Consider the following 18,150-nt stretch of genomic DNA (forward strand, 5'->3'; position numbering starts at 1 on the left):
AGTGGCGGCCGTCGGCGTGCGCTGGCGCCCCTGCCGGCGGGGCGGGCTGCTGCTCCGTCCCCGGCCGGTGGCGGTTGCTCCGTGCTCGTCGATGCGGTTGATCCCGGCCGCGCGAAGGTTGCGAGAGGTCAGATTATTTCCCTCTGTGAGGGGCGGTATCGGTGAAATAGCCCACATAGTAGAAAGTTTATCCTTCAATCATCTCGGGGTAGTTTCGGCGGTGCCCCACCAGCTCGGGGCACCGTCCGACGTCCCGCGGGGCGGAACGTCGGCATGGCATTCAAGGAGGAGTGATCATGAGTCGCATCTTCGGAAGGCGCGTCGTCACCGCGGCCGCCTCGGTGGCAGTCGCGGCGGGCGCGGTGCTCGCCGCGGGCGGTACCGCCTCGGCGACGCCCCACTCCGACGCCCAGCGCGTCGTCATCGGCTCCTACGCCACGGACAACGACCGGGACCGGCACAGCAACCGCGACCGCGATTGGAACCGCGGCAACGGCCGGGACCGGCACGACCGGCACGACCGGGACCGCGACCGCGATCGGTACGACCGGGACCGGCACGACCGGCACAACAACCGCGACCGCGACTGGAACCGCGGCAACGACCGGGACCGGTACGACCGGCACGACCGCGACCGCGGGGGCGATCGTCGCTGACGGTGCGGGGCCGGAACCACCGGTTCGCTGATCAGCCGCACGCACCGTCCGCATGGCTCATGTCCGACAACGACGTCGCGTATGAGCGGCTGCGGCCGAGAATGGCAGCAGGTGACCGGGCGGGGTGCGCCAATACCACCAGGGGCGGGGTGCGGTGCGACTCCAGGCGCACCGCACCCCGCCCCGGTCGTGTCGTCGCCCGGATGCACGGGCGGCGGGCAGCGGGCGGAACACGGCACCCGCACCAAGGCCGCCGAAAGAACCGTCCGGAGAGAGCCTCCCACGAGCGCCGTCCGGATCGAGAGAACAAGAGAAAACCCATGAAGAACTTCGTCGAGCAGGATTGCGAAATGCGCCTGCTGGTCGCGCCGGGTTGCAGCATCGGTGTAGCGACCCGCCTGTCCTACGACCTGCGCGACCCCTACGCCGTCCACGTGGATTTCCACGTCGGCACGCACGCTCCGGTGACCTGGCTGTTCGCCCGCGAGCTGCTGGCCCAGGGCGCGTTCGGGCCCTGTGGGCAGGGCGACGTGCGGATCTGGCCTGCCGGTACCGGGGCGCGCCGCATGCTGTGCATCGCGTTGGCCGTCCCGGATGGGCAGGCCCTGCTTCAGGCCCCGCCCGCCGTGGTGGAGCGGTGGCTGCAGCGGACCTACCGGCTGGTGCCCCCGGGCCACGAGACGCGGCTGATCGATGTGGAGCAAGGACTGTGCGGCCTGCTCGGCAAGAGCGCCTGAGGTCCGCAATCACCGGGTGAACATCAAGACCGCTGGCGAACACCCGGCCGCGGCCCGGGCCCGCGGCGAGGCCGCTGGGGGCAGAGGCGGGGCGCCTCGAGGCGTAGACGCAGAGGTCCGCCACGGGGCGCGCACTCGATGAGCAGCGGGCCGCCGAGGTGCTCGCCGCAGCCGCGACCGCCCGGGAGAGGACCGCGCGGAGGCCGCCACGCGGACGGCGGAGGACTGTGCACTCTCGCGAGTCAACACGCCGCGTTGTCCGGGTGCTCATCGTCGCTGATCCGTACCGGACGTGGCGTAGCTGGTGTGCTTGGTTATTGATCTTGGTTATGGCCTGCTGTTGCTCAGTTGTACTGGGCGACGTGTTCGTGCCGTGGGGAGGCTTACGCGGGCTGAAGGGCTGGCGGCGGGTGGTACGTGGAATGAGCCGGCTGTTTGTGCTGCGCAGTGAGGTTTTCTCAGCGAAGTTCACCGCCATGCGTTGTTGAGGACGAGGGCGGCCTGGGCGATGGCTCCGATCCTGTTGGGGCTGACCGTCACGTACTGCAGGGCGCGCCAGCGCTGTTTGAGTTCGGCTGCGGCGCGCTCGCCGAGCGCGCGGATGCCGCGCAGGAGCCGGTTGTGGGTCCGGGTGTCCACCGCCAGGGGGGATGTCCGGATGCGGGCGGAACGGGGTGTGAATGCCGATGTTGGCGCCGGTGTAGCCGACATCGGCCAGGGTCGGCAGCCCGTGGCGGGCCGCGGCGTACAGCGCGGGCAGGGCATGAATGCGGGCGGCGCACAGGTCGTGCACCGAGCCGGGCTCGACTGCGGAGACCCACAACAGGGAGCCGTCGGGCGCGGCGAGGAACTGGAGGTTTCCGGCGAAGCGCCGTCCCTTGCCGGAGTACCACAGGTCGTTGCCCCGCTTGGTGGTGCCGGCCACGCGGTCGCAGGCGATGAGCGTGCCGTCCAGCACCACATGGCTCAGGCCCTGCGCGCGGCAGCGTTCCAGGACCTGGTGCAGGTCCGGAGCGCGCGCGGCGAGGACATCGATCCCTTCGCGGGGCGCTGTCACATTATTGGGTGCGTGGGTCTCTGACGGCGCGTCGGGGCGTGGCGGGGGCCGGGTTCCGGGCCGGTGCTCAGGCCTCGGCGGGCCGGCCGGCGGCGCCGGTGATCTGGTCCCAGATGGTGAAGCGGACGGTCATTTCGGCGCGGTGGTCGGTGGCGGTCATCAGGTGCCGCCGGGGCCGGAAGTGGGGTGAGATGCCGCTGAACGCGGACAGGAACCGCTGGGCCCCACCCACGCTGCGGAAGCCTTTCATGGCGCGTTCGCGTTGCCGGGTGGGCTGGTGGCTGTTCTCCGCCCGGTTGTTCAGGCCCTGGTGGGCACGGTGCTCGACGGAGGGCATGACCTCGCGGTGGGCCGCGCCGTAGGAGCGGAGCTTGTCCGTGACGACCACCCGCGGCACCGCACCGGTCCTCTTCAGCAGCCTGCGGAAGAAGCGTCTGGCGGCGGCGGTGTCCCGCCGGCTCTGCAGGAGGATGTCGAGCACGGTGCCGTCCTGGTCAACGGCCCGCCACAGGTACTTCAGCTCGCCGTTGATCTTCACGAAGACCTCGTCCAGGTGCCATGGGTCGCCCGGCCTCGCATGTCGGCGTCGCAGGCCGTTGGCGTAGACCTGCCCGAACGTGGCGCACCAGCGGCGGACCGTCTCATGGGAAACGACGACACCGCGCTGGAGCATCAGCTCCCCGGCCTCGCGGAACGACAGCGGGAAGCGGAAGGACAGCCACACGCAGTGGGCAATGACCTCGACCGGGTACCGGTGCCCCTGGTACGACGGTAGCGCGCTGTCCACGGACGATCCCTCCCCGGCATGACCAACCAGAAGATCATTCCACCCGGTTGGTCAACGTGACAGTGCCCGGCGACGGCCTGTTCGTAGGCCCCTGATTCCTTCGGCCACTCCACGTCACCCACGCCTGCCACCCTCCGAGGCCACGAGCCGATCTGGCTGATCTCTCACGGTGACGCCGACCACTGACAGTGCCCCGGAGCTGACACAGCTGAGCGAGCGGCTATCGGCCCGCGCTCGGCTGTGAGGCTGGACCTGGTCTGCTTTCTGGGGACCAGTTGGGGACCAAACGGCATGCGCGATGCCGAACTTCACACCGTGAAGCGCACGGTATCTGCCCTTGAAATAGCTTGTTTATCCAGATAATCCCGGTAGCCCGCGCTCCTGGGGGTCAAGGGGGCGCAGGTTCAAATCCTGTCGTCCCGACGGTGACGTCGGACCGCGTCGGACAACTCCGCAGCTCAGGGCCATCCTTGGATGGCCCTTTCGGCGTTCGGCCGGTCCGCTTCGCTTCCGGGCGGCCGGGGACACCTCGTCGAGTCGTGACCGTGCCGGTGTCCGTGAGGTGCCGCAGGTCATGGACGGTGCGCGGTCCACGGACCATACTGATCAGGCCCCTGACCACTCACAGAACGACTCCATGGTCAAAAACAGCACCCCCACGCCCACCGTCCCCGACACCGTATGGCTGGCGCGCGGACGCCATCCGGGCCCCGAGCCCGAGCTCGACGTCCGGCGCAACCTCATCGCCCTCAAGGCGGCCGGGGGCCTCGACGACTTCCTGGAGCTCGACCCCGTCGAGGCGGTCCGGTCCACCGTCCTGTATCCCCGGGACGCCTCCGCCGACCCCGGCCCGTCGGCCCGCCGCCTCTTCGAGGCCCGCTGGCGCGTGGCCGGAAACGTCACGGTGCGCGCGCAGCTGACCACCTACGATCCGCAGGCCCGCGGGGAGGAGGCCGAAGGCGTCACCTGGCTCCTCGCCGCCGAGGCGGAGCGTGCGTGGGACGCTCGCTGGCCGTCGCCCGCCACCATGTTCTGGCCCGACAGCGGCCGGGTCGAGTGGGACCACGACACGGTGCCGGGCGTACGCCTGCGGACGGTGAACCACCTGCCGAAGGACGACGACGAGGTGCGCCGCCGGCTGCGGGACTGCGCCCGGAACAGCTGGTTCGTCCATGTCGTGGTGCACGAGGCGATGACGCCGGACGCGCGGGGGCAGCGGCCGGTCGCGGAGTTCCTGCCGCCGAGCCTGCGGCACCGGGTGGTCGAGCACCGGGGCACACCCGAGCAGGCCCGGATCGCCGACTTCGCGCTGCAGCGGGAGCTGAAGCTGCGGATGCCGCGCGGCGGCGCCGTCGTCCTGCCCACGGTGCCGCCGGGACCGGACTACGACCCGGAGCACTTCACGGTGCGCAGCATCTTCCTGGACGGCTCGGAACCGGTCGAATTCCTCGGCAGGATCACTGAGTTCGCCGCACTCCCGCGGTCCCTGCCGGCCGAGGCCGAGCAGGCTCTGACGCGGCTGCGCCGGGGCTGGCACCTGCTCAGCCCGGAAGAGGAGCTGGCCCACGCCCAGGACATGGTCGCCAGGTACGCCCACGCGCTCGACGTCATGACGGAGTCCCGTGACCTGTACCGGGAGGCGGCCGAGGCCGCGCAGGCCGCACTCGCCGAGGTGACCGGCGGCGACGGCGTGCCCCGACCGCCCGCGCCGGGGCCGGCCGGCGAGGAAGGCTCGCCACTCAGCGGCTTGACGAAGGCCTTCGGCCGCTTCCGGGGCACGAACAAGTAGGCCGCGCTCACGTCGGCGCCCGGCTCCCTGCCTGGGGGGCCTCTTTGCCGATGTGCCGCGGACGCCCTTGACTTGAAGTGCGCTTCACGCTGAAGACTCCCGTTCCGTGCCCCGACAACGGGGCGCTCACGGGAGGGAAACGCCATGAAGTACCGCACCATCGGCAGCGATCCGCGGACCCGCCGGGAGGTGAGCGTGCTCGCGCTCGGCGCGATGCTGTTCGGCTCCGTGACGGACGAGAAGACGTCCTTCGCCGTACTCGACCGGTACGTCGAGGCAGGCGGGAACTTCATCGACACGTCCGACAACTACGCCTTCTGGACCGACGGCGGCCAGGGAGGGCAGAGCGAGGCGCTGCTCGGGCGCTGGCGGCGCAGCCGGGGCGTCGGCGACGAGATCGTCGTCGCGACCAAGCTGGGCGCCCGCCCGCTCGCCCCCGGTACGAGCTACATCGACAACCCGGAGGGCCTGTCGGCGAAGGCGATCCGTGAGTCGGCCGAACGCAGCCGGGAGCGGCTCGGCATGGACCGGCTGGACCTGCTGTACGCACACATCGAGGACCGCGCCGTCCCGCTCCAGGAGACCCTGGAGGGCTTCGCCGGCCTCGTCGCCGAGGGCACGGCCGGACTGCTCGGCGCGAGCAATCACGCGGTGTGGCGGGTGGAGCGGGCCCGTGCCCTCGCCGCCGCGGCGGGACTGCCCGGCTACGAGGTGCTCCAGTACCAGCACAGCTACCTGCGCCCCCGCGCCGACCTGCCCGAGGACCTCTTCCCCGACGGCAGTCTCGGGCACGCCGGCGCCGAGCTGCTCACCTACCTGCGGGCCGAGCCCCGGCTGGCCCTGGTCGCCTACTCGCCGCTGCTGAAGGGTGCGTACGCCCGACCGGAGCGGCTGCCCCGGGACTACGACCACCCGGGGACGCCCGCCCGGCTGAAGGTGCTGCACGAGGTCGCCCGGGAGACCGGGGCGAGCGCCGGCCAGGTGGTGCTGGCCTGGCAGCTCGGCCACGAACCGCCGATCCTGCCGCTGGCCGGGGTGTCCTCGGTGGCGCAACTGGAGGAGAACCTGGCAGCGGTGGACCTGGAACTGTCGCCGGAGCAGCGGGCCCGGCTGGACGCGGCGCACTGAGACGAGGCACCAGGACCTGAGCGCCGTGCCGCCCCACCCGTGCCGTGCCGCCCCGCCCCTGACCCGCTCGGTGCCGTGTCCGGGGCACGGCACCGGCTCAGGACCTGACCAGTAGCTGGAAGTCGAACGAGTAGCGCGAGGCGCGGTAGACGTGGCTCGCGTACTCCACCGCGCGGCCCGTGTCGTCGTAGGCGGTGCGGTGCATGGTGAGCAGGGCGGCGCCCTCCTTCTCGTCCAGGCGGGACGCCTCCCCGGCGGTGGCCGAGCGGGCGCCGACGGTCTGCCGGGCGCTGTGCAGGGTGATGCCCGCCGCGCGCATCATGCGGTACAGACCGGTCGACTCCAGCCGGGCGTCGTCCAGTTCCAGCAGGTCCGGCGGGAGGTAGTTGCAGAGGAGGGCGACGGGCCGGCCGTGGGTGCGGCGCAGGCGTTCGAGGAGGACCGTTTCTCCGCCCTCGGGCAGGCCCAGGGCCGCCGCCACGCCAGGGGGTGCCGGGACCGTCTCGTGGCGGGCGACCTGCGTACTCGGGCCCTGGCCGGCCGCCTCCAGGTCGTCGTAGAGGCTGCTGAGCTCCAGGGGGCGCCTGACCTGGCTGTGCACCACCTGGGTGCCCACCCCACGCCGCCGGACCAGCAGTCCCTTGTCGACAAGGGACTGGATGGCCTGGCGGACCGTGGGGCGGGACAGACCGAGACGTACCGAGAGATCGACCTCGTTGCCCAGGAGGTTGCCCGGGGTGAGGTCGCCGTGCGTGATCGCCGCCTCCAACTGCTGGGCGAGCTGGTGGTACAACGGCACCGGACTGCCCCGGTCCAGGGCGAAGTCCATTGAGCTGAGCGCGGGTTCGGTCACGGCACGGGCCCGGTCGCCGATCTTCGCCATGGGCGTACCTTCCTGTTGAGTGCGCTGTCGAGGGCAGGGCTGGGGCCTCTCGGGTGGATCGTGCCGGGCTCGCGGGGCCGGCACCGCACCGCACCTCGCCGCGTGGTCGCCGGTCCCCGGGGCTCTTTCCCCGAGCTCTCGGCTTCTTCCCCCACTCCCGGCTCCTCCCCCACTCTCGACTTCGCTCGAGCGGGGGGACCCCCATGAGCGGGGGATCCCCATGAGCAGGGGAGCCCCCCATGGGCTCTCTCCTCCGCCTTGCGGGGCACGGCACCGGCCCCCGTTCCCTGATCCGGCATCATCCGAACGAAAGACCCGGGCTCGGGCGGCCGAGGGTCAGGAGTTGCTCGGGAAACCGAGGTTGATGCCTCCGTCGGACGGGTCCGGCCAGCGCGTGGTGATGACCTTGCCCTGCGTGTAGAAGGCGACGCCGTCGTTGCCGTAGATGTGGTGGCCGCCGAAGAGGGAGTCCTTCCAGCCGCCGAAGGAGTGGTAGCCGACCGGGACCGGGATCGGCACGTTGACGCCGACCATGCCCGCCTTCACCTCGAGCTGGAAGCGGCGGGCGGCGCCGCCGTCCCGGGTGAAGATCGCGGTGCCGTTGCCCCAGCGGGAGTCGTTGATCAGCGCGATGGCCTCGTCGTAGGTCTCCGCGCGGACCACGCACAGCACCGGGCCGAAGATCTCGTCCTGGTAGGCGTCCGCGGTCAGCGGCACCCGGTCGAGCAGCGAGACGCCGACGAAGAAGCCGTCCTCGTGCCCGTCGACCGTCAGGCCCGTGCCGTCGAGCACGACCTCGGCGCCCTGCGCCGCCGCGCCCGCCACGTACGAGGCCACCTTGTCGCGGTGCTCGCGGGTGATCAGCGGGCCCATCTCCGAGGTGGGGTCGTTGCCCGGACCGATGCGGAGCTTCTTCGCCCGCTCGGTGATCCGGCCGACCAGGTCGTCGCCGATGTCGCCGACCGCGACCACGACCGACACGGCCATGCAGCGCTCGCCGGCCGAACCGTACGCCGCGTTGATCGCCTGGTCGGCGGCCAGGTCCAGGTCGGCGTCCGGCAGGACGAGCATGTGGTTCTTGGCACCGCCCAGCGCCTGGACGCGCTTGCCGTGCTCGGTCGCCTTCAGCTGGATGTGCCGGGCGATCGGGGTGGAGCCGACGAAGGAGACGGCCTCGATGTCGGGGTGCTCCAGGATGCGGTCCACGGCCTCCCGGTCGCCCTGCACGACGTTCAGCACACCGTCCGGCAGGCCCGCCTCGGTGGCCAGTTCCGCGAGGCGGAGGGAGGCCGACGGGTCCTTCTCGGACGGCTTCAGCACGAACGTGTTGCCGCACGCGATGGCCAGCGGGAACATCCACATCGGCACCATGGCCGGGAAGTTGAACGGCGTGATGCCGGCGACCACGCCCAGCGGCTGGCGGATCGAGGCGACGTCGACGCGGTGGGAGACCTGCGTGGACAGCTCGCCCTTCAGCTGCACGCTGATCCCGCAGGCCAGTTCCACGATCTCCATGCCCCGCGCGACCTCGCCGAGGGCGTCGGAGTGCACCTTGCCGTGCTCGGCGGTGATCAGCTCCGCGATCTCGTCGCGGTGGGCATCCAGCAGCTCGCGGTACTTGAACAGGATCGCCGTGCGCTTGGCCAGCGACGAGGTGCCCCAGCTCTCGAAGGCGTCCTTCGCGGCGGCCACGGCGGCGTCCACCTCGGTGGTGTCCGCGAACGCGACCTGCTTCTCCTGGGTGCCGGTGGCCGGGTTCCAGACGGGGCCGAAACGGCCGGAGGTGCCTTCGACGGACTTGCCGCCGATCCAGTGGCTGATGGTCTTCATGAGAGCGGACGACCTTTCCTGCGCGGAGAGTTGAGGTTCGGTTCAGGGGAGACTCGCAAGGAGTCCGAGGGGCCGGCCGGAAGCGGTGCGGTGGGGCCGGCCGGAACGGTTCAGAGGTGCCGGCGGCGGCCGGCGACCTGGGCGTCGTACCGTTCACGCGCCCGCACGGCGGCCTCGCGGGAGGCGACCTCGGCCACCGGCACGTCCCACCAGGCCTCGGCCGGGGGAGCGGTGGGCGCCGGGTCCGTCTCGACGTACACGCACGTCGGACGCTCGGCGGTGCGGGCCTCGGCCAGGGCATGGCGCAGCTCCCGCACGGTCTTGGCGCGCAGCACGTCCATGCCCAGGCTGGCCGCGTTCGCCGCGAGGTCCACGGGCAGCGGGGCACCGGTGAAGGTGCCGTCCTCGGCCCGGTACCGGTAGGCGGTGCCGAAGCGCTCGCCGCCGGTCTCCTCGGACAGGCCGCCGATGGAGGCGTACCCGTGGTTCTGGATCAGCACCATCTTCACGGGCAGCCGCTCCTGGACGGCCGTGACGATCTCGGTCGGCATCATCAGATACGTGCCGTCGCCGACCAGCGCCCACACGGGCGTGCCGGGCGCCGCCTGCTGCACACCGATCGCGGCCGGGATCTCGTAGCCCATGCAGGAGTAGCCGTACTCGAGGTGGTACTGGCGCGGGCTGCGCGCGCGCCAGAGCTTGTGCAGGTCGCCGGGGAGCGAGCCGGCCGCGTTGATCACCACGTCCGCGTCGCCCACGACCGCGTCGAGCGCGCCGAGCACCTGGGTCTGGGTGGGTACGGCGCTCTCGTCGTCCGCGCGGTAGGCGGCCTCGACGACCCGCTCCCAGCGCTCCTTGCCGGCGCGGTACTCCTCCTCGTACGCCGCGTCCACGCGGTGCCCGGCCAGGGCCCCGGCCAGCGCCTCCAGACCGGCCCGCGCGTCGCACACCAGGGTGCGCGCCGCCAGCTTGTGGGCGTCGAAACCGGTGATGTTGAGGTTGAGGAAGCGCACGTCGGGGTCGGCGAACAGGGTGCCGGAGGCGGTGGTGAAATCGGAGTAGCGGGTACCGACGCCGATCACCAGGTCGGCGCCGCGGGCCAGGTCGTCGCTCACCGCCGTGCCGGTGTGGCCGATGCCGCCCAGGTCGGCCGGGTGGTCGTGGCGCAGGGAGCCCTTGCCGGCCTGGGTGGAGGCGACCGGGATGCCGGTGGCGTCCACGAGGGCCTTCAGCGCCCCCTCGGCCTCGCTGTGGTGGACACCGCCGCCCGCGACGATCAGCGGACGCCGGGCGGTCCGGACGGCCGCCACCGCCGCCTCCAGCTCGACCGGGTCCGGCGCCGGACGCCGTACCCGCCAGACGCGGTCGGCGAAGAAATCCTCCGGCCAGTCGTACGCCTCGGCCTGCACGTCCTGCGGCAGGGCGAGGGTGACGGCGCCGGTCTCGGCCGGGTCGGCGAGCACCCGTACGGCGTTCAGCGCGGACGCGATCAGCGCTTCGGGGCGGGTGATCCGGTCGAAGTAACGGGAGACGGGACGCAGCGTGTCGTTGACGGACACGTCCGCCTCGACCGGGTGCTCCAACTGCTGGAGCAGCGGGTCCGCCGCGTGCGAGGCGAAGTAGTCGCCGGGCAGCAGCAGCACCGGCAGGCGATTGATGGTGGCGAGCGCGGCGCCGGTGACCAGGTTGGTCGCGCCGGGGCCGATCGAGGTCGTCACGGCCTGCACGGACAGCCGGTTGAGCTGACGGGCGTGGGCCACGGCCGCGTGCACCATGGACTGCTCGTTGCGGCCCTGGTGGTACGGCATGACATCGGCGTACTCGACGAGCGCCTGCCCGACGCCCGCCACGTTGCCGTGGCCGAAAATGCCCCACGTGCCCGCGATCAGCCGGTGCCGTACGCCGTCCCGCTCGGTGTACTGGGCGGCCAGGAAGCGCACCAGGGCCTGGGCGGTCGTCAGTCGGCGGGTGGCGGCGCTCATACGGACCTCTCGGGGGCGGTGTAGAGGGGCAGGCGGGGGTCGAGGGGCTGGCCGGGCCAGGTGGAGCGGATCCAGGCGTGCTCGGGATGGTCGCAGATCAGCCAGGCGCGTTCGTCCTCGGGGCCCGCCATGACGTTGAGGTAGTACATGTGGTGGCCGGGCACGGCCATGGACGGCCCGTGCCAGCCGTCCGGGATGAGTACCACGTCGCCGTCGCGCACCTCGGCCAGGACGTCCGTGTCCCGGCCCGGACCGGACGGGGAGACCCGCTGGTAGCCGAGGCCGGGGATGCCGTCGTGCTCCGCGAACTCGAAGTAGTAGATCTCCTCCAGCACGGACTCCTCGCCCGGCCGGTGCTCGTCGTGCTTGTGCGGCGGGAACGACGACCAGTTGCCGCCCGGGGTGATCACCTCGACCGCGATCAGTTTGTCGCACTCGAAACCCTGTCCGTCACCGCCTCCGGCGGGGGCCGCCGCCCCGAAGTTGTTGACCTGGCGGGAGCAGTTCCCGGTGCCGCGCAGCTCCACGGGGACGTCCGAGGCGGGCCCGTAGCGGGCGGGCAGGCGTCGGGTGCAGCGGGCGCCGGTGAGCGCGAACCGTCCGCCGTCGGCCGACGTGACGGTCGCGCGAGCGTCACGCGGCACGTAGGCGAAGTCGCTGACGCCGTCGAACACGCTGGTGCGGCCGACGAGTTCGAACGTGTCGTGGCCGAAGTCGTCGGCGGCGGCGACCGTGCAGCCACCGCTGAGCGGCAGCACGATCCACTCGCTCTCGCCGGTGTCGAAGGTGTGCGTGCCGCCCGGCGGCAGCTCCAGCACACGCAGGCTGGAGTGACTCCAGCCGGCCGACTCGGGGCTCACGTCGACGAGGTACGGGCCGGTCTGGGCACGGTCCGCGGGAAGGTGATGTGTCATGGCAGCCTTTCCGGTCACAGCAGGCTCACGGCCGTGTCCACCGCTTCCTCCACACTGCCCCCGGCCGGGTAGAGCAGTGAGCGGCCGACGACCATGCCCTGTACGGAGGGCAGCTTCAGCGCCTTGCCCCACCGCTCGTACGCCGCCTCCTGGTCGCCGACCTCCCCGCCGAGCAGGACGACGGGCAGCGTGGAGCCGCGCAGGACCTCCGCCATGTCGTCGGCGTTCTCGGTGACGGGGAGTTTCAGCCAGGTGTAGGCGGAGGTGCCGCCGAGGCCGGAGGCTATGGCGATGGAGCGGGTGACGGCCTCGGCGGACAGGTCGTTGCGGACCCTGCCGTCGACCCGGCGCGAGATGAACGGCTCCACGAACACCGGGAGCCGGCGTTCGGCCATGGCGTCGACGGCGCGGGCGGTGGACTCCAGGGTGCTCAGGGAGCCCGGGTCGTCGTAGTCGATGCGGACCAGCAGCTTGCCCGCGTCGAAGCCGGACCGCTCGATGTCCTCGGGGCGGTGGCCGGTGAAGCGGTCGTCCATCTCGAAGGCCGAGCCGGCCAGGCCGCCACGGTTCATCGACCCCATGACGACCTTGTTCTCGAGCGCGCCGAGCAGCAGCAGGTCCTCGAGGATGTCGGCGGTGGCCAGCACCCCGTCGACGCCGGGCCGGGACAGTGCGACGCACAGCCGTTCCAGCAGCTCGGCACGGTCGGCCATGGCCAGGCGCCGGTCGCCGATGCCGAGCGCACCCCGCGCGGGGTGGTCGGCGGCCACGATCATCAGCCGTCCACTGTCGCCGATCAGCGGACGGCGGGCCCGGCGGGCCGCCGCCTCGGCGATGGCCTGCGGATTCCGGGCCCGGACCGTGGTGAGGTCACAGATGCTGAAATTCAAGGAATTGACTCCGTTCAGGACTGGCTCGGCAGGCTCGCGCCGCCCGGCGGCACGGTCTCCCCGAGGAGGTCCGCCACTTCGGCCCCGGTGGGCATGGCGGACGAACAGGCCAGGCGCGAGGCGACGAGAGCGCCGGCGGCGTTGGCGTGGCGCATGGTCCGCTCCAGGTCCCAGCCCGAGAGCAGACCGTGGCAGAGCGACCCGCCGAAGGCATCGCCCGCACCGAGGCCGTTGACCACGTCGACCGGGACCGGCGGCACCTCGGCGCGGGTGCCGTCGCGGTGCACGGCGAGCACGCCCCGGGGGCCCTGCTTGACGACGGCGAGTTCCACGCCGGCCGCCAGCAGTGCCTCGGCGCACGCCTCGGGCTCGCGCACTCCGGTGGCGACCTCGCACTCGTCGAGGTTGCCGACCGCGACCGTGGCGTGCCGCAGGGCCTGGCGGTAGTAGGGGCGGGCCTCGTCGGGATCGCGCCAGAACATCGGGCGCCAGTCCAGGTCGAACACGGTGGTGCCCGCCTTGGCGCGTGCCTGAAGCGCGTCGAGCGTCGCCGAGCGGCTCGGCTCCTCGCTCAGACCGGTGCCGGTGATCCAGAAGATCCCGGCCGCGCGGACCGCGGCGAGGTCCAGCTCGGCGGTGTGGATCTCCAGGTCGGGAGCCTTGGGCCGGCGGTAGAAGTAGAGCGGGAAGTCGTCCGGCGGAAAGATCTCGCAGAAGGTGATCGGCGTCGGATACGCGGCGACCGGGGTGACCCACCGGTCGTCGACGCCGAAGTCCTTCAGGGCCTCGTGCAGATAGGTGCCGAAGGGATCGTCTCCCGTCCGGGTGATCACGGCCGTCGAGCGGCCGAGCCGGGCGGCGGCGACCGCGACGTTCGCGGCCGAACCACCGAGGAACTTTCCGAATGTTTCGACCTTTGTCAGCGGAACGCCGGTCTCCAGGGGGTAAAGGTCCACCCCGATGCGACCCATGGTGATCAGGTCGAAATACTGTGGTGCGTCTGAGTCGGTCATCGAGCGAAGCTCCTCGAACTGCTGGGGATGCGGGTCCCGGAGTGCCCTGCCACGGTGGGGACGTGCCATCCGGGGACCTGCCGCCCCTCAGGTGTAGGTCTCGGAGGGCGGCGATGTCAATAGTTTGTACTTACATTCGGACTAGCTAGTGAACTGATGTCTTAACAAAGTATTGACAGAGTGCGCGCCAGGGGATTTGATCCCGTCCCAACACGACAGGCGTTTCGCACGATGACGCAGACTCGGACGTCCGAGGCTCCGGGGAGGATTCTCGGGCCCCGCCCTTTTTTCGCGTAGCACAGTGAGGTGCAGGTAAAGATGGACCGCTCTTCTCGCAACCGCCCCCGCAGAATCGCGCCCTTCGTGGCGATGGCCGCGGCGGCCGCACTGGCCCTCGCCGGCTGCTCCAGTGGTTCCGGCGGCAAGAAGGCCGAGGAAGGCGGCGACGACGGCGCGGCGGCCGGCAAGGCGAGCACGCCGCAGATGACGGTGGCCCTCGTGACCCACCAGGCGCCCGGCGACACGTTCTGGGACATCGTCCGCAAGGGTGCCGAGGCCGCCGCGGCCAAGGACAACGTCAAGCTCATCTACTCCGCCGACCCGAACGCCGGCAACCAGGCCAACCTGGTGCAGAACGCGATCGACCAGAAGGTCGACGGCATCGCCGTCACCCTCGCCAAGCCGGACGCCCTCAAGAGCGTCCTCGGCAAGGCGGAGAAGGCAGGCATACCCGTCGTCGGCCTCAACTCCGGCCTGAGCGACTGGAAGGACCTCGGCCTGCTGGAGTTCTTCGGCCAGGACGAGTCCGTGGCCGGCGAGGCCTTCGGCAAGAAGCTCAACGAGGTCGGCGCCAAGAACACCGTCTGTGTCATCCACGAGCAGGGCAACGTCGGCCTGACCCAGCGCTGCGACGGCCTGAAGAAGACCTTCGAGGGCGAGACCCAGATCCTCAACGTCAACGGCACCGACATGCCGTCGGTGAAGTCGACGATCACCGCCAAGCTCAAGCAGGACTCCTCCATCGACTACGTCGCCACCCTCGGCGCACCCTTCGCGCCGACCGCCGTGCAGTCGGTGGGCGACGCCGGCAGCAAGGCGAAGGTCGCCACCTTCGACCTCAACAAGGACCTCACCAAGGCCATCCAGGCCGGCGACATCGAGTTCGCCGTGGACCAGCAGCCCTACCTCCAGGGCTACCTCGCCATCGACGGCCTGTGGCTCTACAAGAACAACGGCAACTACAGCGGCGGCGGTGAGCAGCCGGTGCTGACCGGCCCCGCGTTCGTCGACAAGTCCAACGTCGACGCGGTCTCCGAGTACGCCGCGAAGGGCACCCGGTGATGAGTACGACCCGACAGGCCGAGCCGGCGGTGACCCCACCGCCGGCCTCCGGCCCGAAGGCGAACGACGGCCGCACCACGCGGCGCCCGCCGGCACGGAGGCTGCTGGCCCGGCCCGAGGTCGGCGTCTTCCTCGGCGTCGTGGTCGTTCTGGTGTTCTTCCTGATCGCCGCCCCGCCGATGCGGGACAGCAGCTCGATGGCGAACATCCTGTACCAGTCCTCGACCATCGGAATCATGGCCCTGCCGGTGGCGCTGCTGATGATCGGCGGCGAGGTCGACCTCTCGGCCGGCGTCGCCGTGGTCACCTCGGCGCTCACCGCGAGCATGCTCGCCTACCAGCTGTCCATGAACATATGGGTCGGCGTCATCGCCGCCCTCGCGGTGTCCCTCGCCGTCGGCATGTTCAACGGCTGGTTCCTGATGAAGACGGGCCTGCCCAGCTTCCTGGTCACCCTCGGCACCTTCCTGATCCTCCAGGGCATCAACCTGGCCGTGACCAAGACGGTCACCGGGAACGTCGCGACCGACGACATCAGCGACATGGACGGCTTCGACCAGGCCAAGGCCCTCTTCGCGTCCAGCTTCGAGGTGGGCGGCGTCCAGGTGAAGATCACCATCGTGTGGTGGCTCGTCTTCGCCGTCCTCGCCGCCTGGGTGCTGCTCCGCACCAAGTACGGCAACTGGATCTTCGCGGTGGGCGGCAACAAGGAGAGCGCCCGTGCCGTCGGCGTGCCGGTGAACTTCACCAAGATCTCCCTGTACATGCTGGTCGGCTTCGGCGCCTGGTTCGTCGGCATGCACCAGCTGTTCTCCTTCAACACCGTGCAGTCCGGCGAGGGCGTGGGCCAGGAGCTCATCTACATCGCCGCCGCGGTGATCGGCGGCTGCCTGATGACCGGCGGCTACGGCTCCGCGATCGGCCCGGTCTTCGGCGCCTTCATGTTCGGCATGGTGCAGCAGGGCATCGTCTACGCCGGCTGGAACCCGGACTGGTTCAAGGCCTTCCTCGGCGTGATGCTCCTCGGCGCCGTCCTCATCAATCTGTGGGTCCAGCGCACGGCGACCCGGAGGTGACCGCAATGACCGACGACACGACCGGCACCCACGGTGCCGTCCTCAAGGACACCGCCCCGGACGGGGAGCACCCCCTGGTCGAACTCCGCGGGGCCGGCAAGTCCTACGGCAACATCCGCGCCCTGCACGGGGTCGACCTCAGCGTCCACCCCGGCCGCGTGACCTGCGTGCTCGGCGACAACGGCGCCGGCAAGTCCACCCTCATCAAGATCATCTCCGGGCTGCACCAGCACACCGAGGGCGCGTTCCTCGTCGACGGCACCCCGGTACGGTTCTCCACCCCGCGCGAGGCCCTCGGTAAGGGCATCGCCACCGTCTACCAGGATCTCGCCGTCGTCCCGCTGATGCCGGTGTGGCGCAACTTCTTCCTCGGCTCCGAGATGACCAAGGGCCACTGGCCGCTGCGCCGTCTCGACATCGAGCGGATGAAGAGGACCGCGGACGAGGAACTGCGCAACATGGGCATCGTCCTGGACGACCTGGAACAGCCCATCGGCACCCTCTCCGGCGGTCAGCGCCAGTGCGTGGCCATCGCCCGCGCCGTCTACTTCGGCGCCCGCGTCCTCATCCTGGACGAGCCCACCGCCGCGCTCGGCGTCAAGCAGTCGGGTGTGGTGCTGAAGTACATCGCCGCCGCCCGCGACCGCGGCCTCGGCGTCATCTTCATCACCCACAACCCGCACCACGCCTACATGGTGGGCGACCACTTCAGCGTCCTGCGCCTGGGTACCCTGGAGCTCTCCGCCGCCCGCAGCGAGGTCTCCCTCGAGGAACTCACCAACCACATGGCCGGCGGTACGGAACTTGCCGCCCTCAAGCACGAGCTGGCGCAGGTACGCGGCGTCGACGTCGAGGAGCTCCCCGAGGAGGGAGACCTCCAGGCCCCCGCAGTGGCATCCCCGGAAGGAAAGTCCTGACATGGCAGTCGCGCTCGACCGCATCAGGGTGGGCTCCGCCCCCGACTCCTGGGGCGTCTGGTTCCCCGACGACCCGCAGCAGGTGCCCTGGCAGCGCTTCCTCGACGAGGTCGCCGAGGCCGGCTACTCCTGGATCGAACTCGGCCCCTACGGCTACCTCCCGACCGACCCGGCCCGCCTGGCCGACGAGGTGAAGAAACGGGACCTCAAGGTCTCCGCCGGCACCATCTTCTGCGGACTGCACCGAGGCCCCTCCGAGTGGGAGTCCACCTGGGAGCAGGTCAGCCGGGTCGCCTCGCTCACCCGGGCCATGGACGCCAAGCACCTCGTCGTCATCCCGTCCTTCTGGCGCGACGACAAGACCGCCGAGATCCTGGAGCCCCCGGAGCTCAGCACCGAGCAGTGGGGCCACCTGGCCAAGGGCATGGAACGCCTCGGCCGGGAGGTGCGGGACACCTACGGTCTCGACATCGTCGTCCACCCGCACGCCGACACCCACATCGACACCGAGGAGCACGTCGAGCGTTTCCTCGACTCCACCGACTCCTCCCTGGTCAACCTCTGCCTCGACACCGGGCACTACGCCTACTGCGGCGGCGACAGCGTCAAGCTGATCGAGACCTACGGCGAACGCATCGGCTACCTGCACCTCAAGCAGGTCGACCCGGACATCCTCGCCGACGTGGTCGCGGGCGGGATCCCGTTCGGCCCCGCCGTCCAGCGCGGCGTGATGTGCGAACCGCCCGCCGGAGTACCGGAGCTGGGCGCGGTCCTGACCGCCGCCCAGAAGCTGGACGTGGACCTGTTCGCGATCGTCGAGCAGGACATGTACCCCTGCGAGCCGGACAAGCCGCTGCCGATCGCGGTCCGCACCCGCACATTCCTCCGCTCCTGCGGCGCCTGACCCCGGCGCCCGACCCCCGGAAAGGGAGACGAGAACCGTGCACGGGAACGATCCCCTGGGAATCGCCGTCATCGGCACGGGCCGCATGGGCGCGGACCACGTGCGCCGGATCGACCGGGTCGTCAGCGGAGCGCGGGTCGCCGCCGTCGCCGACACCGACGCGGAACGGGCCAAGACGGTGGCCGCCGGCATCGACGGCTGCACCGTACACACCGACCCGGCCGCCGCGATGGCGGCGGGCGGCGG

General features: G+C 71.0%; 17 protein-coding genes and 1 pseudogene (1 of these 18 running past the window's edge). 9 read left to right on the forward strand and 9 right to left on the reverse strand.

The features are described 5' to 3' along the window. Nucleotides 1-296: 296 nt before the first annotated feature. Both ACFP2V_RS29680 and ACFP2V_RS29685 read left to right on the forward strand, forming a co-directional pair. The gene (locus ACFP2V_RS29680) at nt 297-656 is read left to right on the forward strand and encodes a hypothetical protein (RefSeq protein ID WP_381218381.1); all 360 of its coding nucleotides are present in this window, start codon (nt 297-299) and stop codon (nt 654-656) included. Between the two features lie 320 nt (nt 657-976). Further along, nucleotides 977-1,393: an SsgA family sporulation/cell division regulator gene (locus tag ACFP2V_RS29685; RefSeq protein ID WP_381218382.1), complete on the forward strand. Its 417-nt coding sequence runs from the start codon at nt 977-979 to the stop codon at nt 1,391-1,393. A gap of 468 nt (nt 1,394-1,861) precedes the next feature. Here the strand turns inward: ACFP2V_RS29685 and ACFP2V_RS29690 are convergent, their stop codons facing one another. From ACFP2V_RS29690 to ACFP2V_RS29700, 3 genes and pseudogenes are all read right to left on the reverse strand, one after another. Next, the gene (locus tag ACFP2V_RS29690) at nt 1,862-2,032 is read right to left on the reverse strand and encodes a transposase family protein (protein WP_381218383.1); all 171 of its coding nucleotides are present in this window, start codon (nt 2,030-2,032) and stop codon (nt 1,862-1,864) included. An 85-nt stretch (nt 2,033-2,117) separates the two neighbouring features. Further along, a pseudogene (locus ACFP2V_RS29695) lies at nt 2,118-2,450 on the reverse strand (transposase family protein); the annotation flags it as partial. Between the two features lie 67 nt (nt 2,451-2,517). Then, entirely contained in the window at nt 2,518-3,237 is a 720-nt protein-coding gene (locus ACFP2V_RS29700; protein ID WP_381218384.1) for an IS6 family transposase, read from the reverse strand. Nucleotides 3,238-3,874: 637 nt separating this feature from the next. Between ACFP2V_RS29700 and ACFP2V_RS29705 the strand changes: the two genes are divergently transcribed. Both ACFP2V_RS29705 and ACFP2V_RS29710 read left to right on the forward strand, forming a co-directional pair. Then, the gene (locus ACFP2V_RS29705; protein ID WP_381218385.1) at nt 3,875-5,026 is read left to right on the forward strand and encodes a hypothetical protein; all 1,152 of its coding nucleotides are present in this window, start codon (nt 3,875-3,877) and stop codon (nt 5,024-5,026) included. Between the two features lie 144 nt (nt 5,027-5,170). Then, nucleotides 5,171-6,154, forward strand: a complete 984-nt coding sequence (locus ACFP2V_RS29710) for an aldo/keto reductase (protein WP_381218386.1) — start codon at nt 5,171-5,173, stop codon at nt 6,152-6,154. A gap of 97 nt (nt 6,155-6,251) precedes the next feature. On the opposite strand, the gene ACFP2V_RS29715 is transcribed toward ACFP2V_RS29710, so the two are convergent. The 6 genes from ACFP2V_RS29715 to iolC form a co-directional block, all read right to left on the reverse strand. Then, nucleotides 6,252-7,037: a GntR family transcriptional regulator gene (locus tag ACFP2V_RS29715; RefSeq protein ID WP_381218387.1), complete on the reverse strand. Its 786-nt coding sequence runs from the start codon at nt 7,035-7,037 to the stop codon at nt 6,252-6,254. 336 nt (nt 7,038-7,373) lie between these two features. Further along, nucleotides 7,374-8,867, reverse strand: coding sequence for a CoA-acylating methylmalonate-semialdehyde dehydrogenase (locus tag ACFP2V_RS29720; protein ID WP_381218388.1), 1,494 nt, complete (start codon nt 8,865-8,867; stop codon nt 7,374-7,376). A gap of 110 nt (nt 8,868-8,977) precedes the next feature. Beyond that, nucleotides 8,978-10,849 (reverse strand): 3D-(3,5/4)-trihydroxycyclohexane-1,2-dione acylhydrolase (decyclizing), encoded by a 1,872-nt coding sequence (gene iolD / locus ACFP2V_RS29725; protein ID WP_381218389.1) that lies wholly within the window; start codon nt 10,847-10,849, stop codon nt 8,978-8,980. Next, the gene (iolB, locus tag ACFP2V_RS29730; protein ID WP_381218390.1) at nt 10,846-11,763 is read right to left on the reverse strand and encodes a 5-deoxy-glucuronate isomerase; all 918 of its coding nucleotides are present in this window, start codon (nt 11,761-11,763) and stop codon (nt 10,846-10,848) included. Before iolB ends, iolD begins: the two co-directional genes overlap by 4 nt. 14 nt (nt 11,764-11,777) lie before the next feature. Then, entirely contained in the window at nt 11,778-12,653 is an 876-nt protein-coding gene (locus tag ACFP2V_RS29735) for a Cgl0159 family (beta/alpha)8-fold protein (protein WP_381218391.1), read from the reverse strand. Nucleotides 12,654-12,667: 14 nt separating this feature from the next. Then, nucleotides 12,668-13,666, reverse strand: a complete 999-nt coding sequence (gene iolC / locus ACFP2V_RS29740) for a 5-dehydro-2-deoxygluconokinase (RefSeq protein ID WP_381218392.1) — start codon at nt 13,664-13,666, stop codon at nt 12,668-12,670. A 318-nt stretch (nt 13,667-13,984) separates the two neighbouring features. Between iolC and ACFP2V_RS29745 the strand changes: the two genes are divergently transcribed. The 5 genes in view from ACFP2V_RS29745 to ACFP2V_RS29765 are tightly spaced (at most 37 nt apart) and all read left to right on the forward strand, a layout consistent with a single transcriptional unit that may run on beyond the window. Next, nucleotides 13,985-15,007, forward strand: a complete 1,023-nt coding sequence (locus tag ACFP2V_RS29745) for a sugar ABC transporter substrate-binding protein (protein WP_381218393.1) — start codon at nt 13,985-13,987, stop codon at nt 15,005-15,007. Next, nucleotides 15,007-16,083 (forward strand): ABC transporter permease, encoded by a 1,077-nt coding sequence (locus ACFP2V_RS29750; protein ID WP_381218394.1) that lies wholly within the window; start codon nt 15,007-15,009, stop codon nt 16,081-16,083. Before ACFP2V_RS29745 ends, ACFP2V_RS29750 begins: the two co-directional genes overlap by 1 nt. A gap of 5 nt (nt 16,084-16,088) precedes the next feature. After that, nucleotides 16,089-17,000, forward strand: coding sequence for an ATP-binding cassette domain-containing protein (locus ACFP2V_RS29755; RefSeq protein ID WP_381218395.1), 912 nt, complete (start codon nt 16,089-16,091; stop codon nt 16,998-17,000). 1 nt (nt 17,001) lies between these two features. Continuing rightward, entirely contained in the window at nt 17,002-17,904 is a 903-nt protein-coding gene (locus tag ACFP2V_RS29760) for a sugar phosphate isomerase/epimerase family protein (RefSeq protein ID WP_381218396.1), read from the forward strand. Between the two features lie 37 nt (nt 17,905-17,941). Further along, a protein-coding gene (locus ACFP2V_RS29765; RefSeq protein WP_381218397.1) for a Gfo/Idh/MocA family protein crosses the window boundary here: on the forward strand, nt 17,942-18,150 show its 5' end (the start). It continues 823 nt past the right edge of the window; 209 of the gene's 1,032 nt are visible here — the first part of the coding sequence; its start codon is at nt 17,942-17,944; the stop codon falls past the right edge of the window.

It is taken from the genome of Streptomyces incanus, assembly GCF_042656345.1.
GTDB classification, from domain to species: domain Bacteria; phylum Actinomycetota; class Actinomycetes; order Streptomycetales; family Streptomycetaceae; genus Streptomyces; species Streptomyces incanus.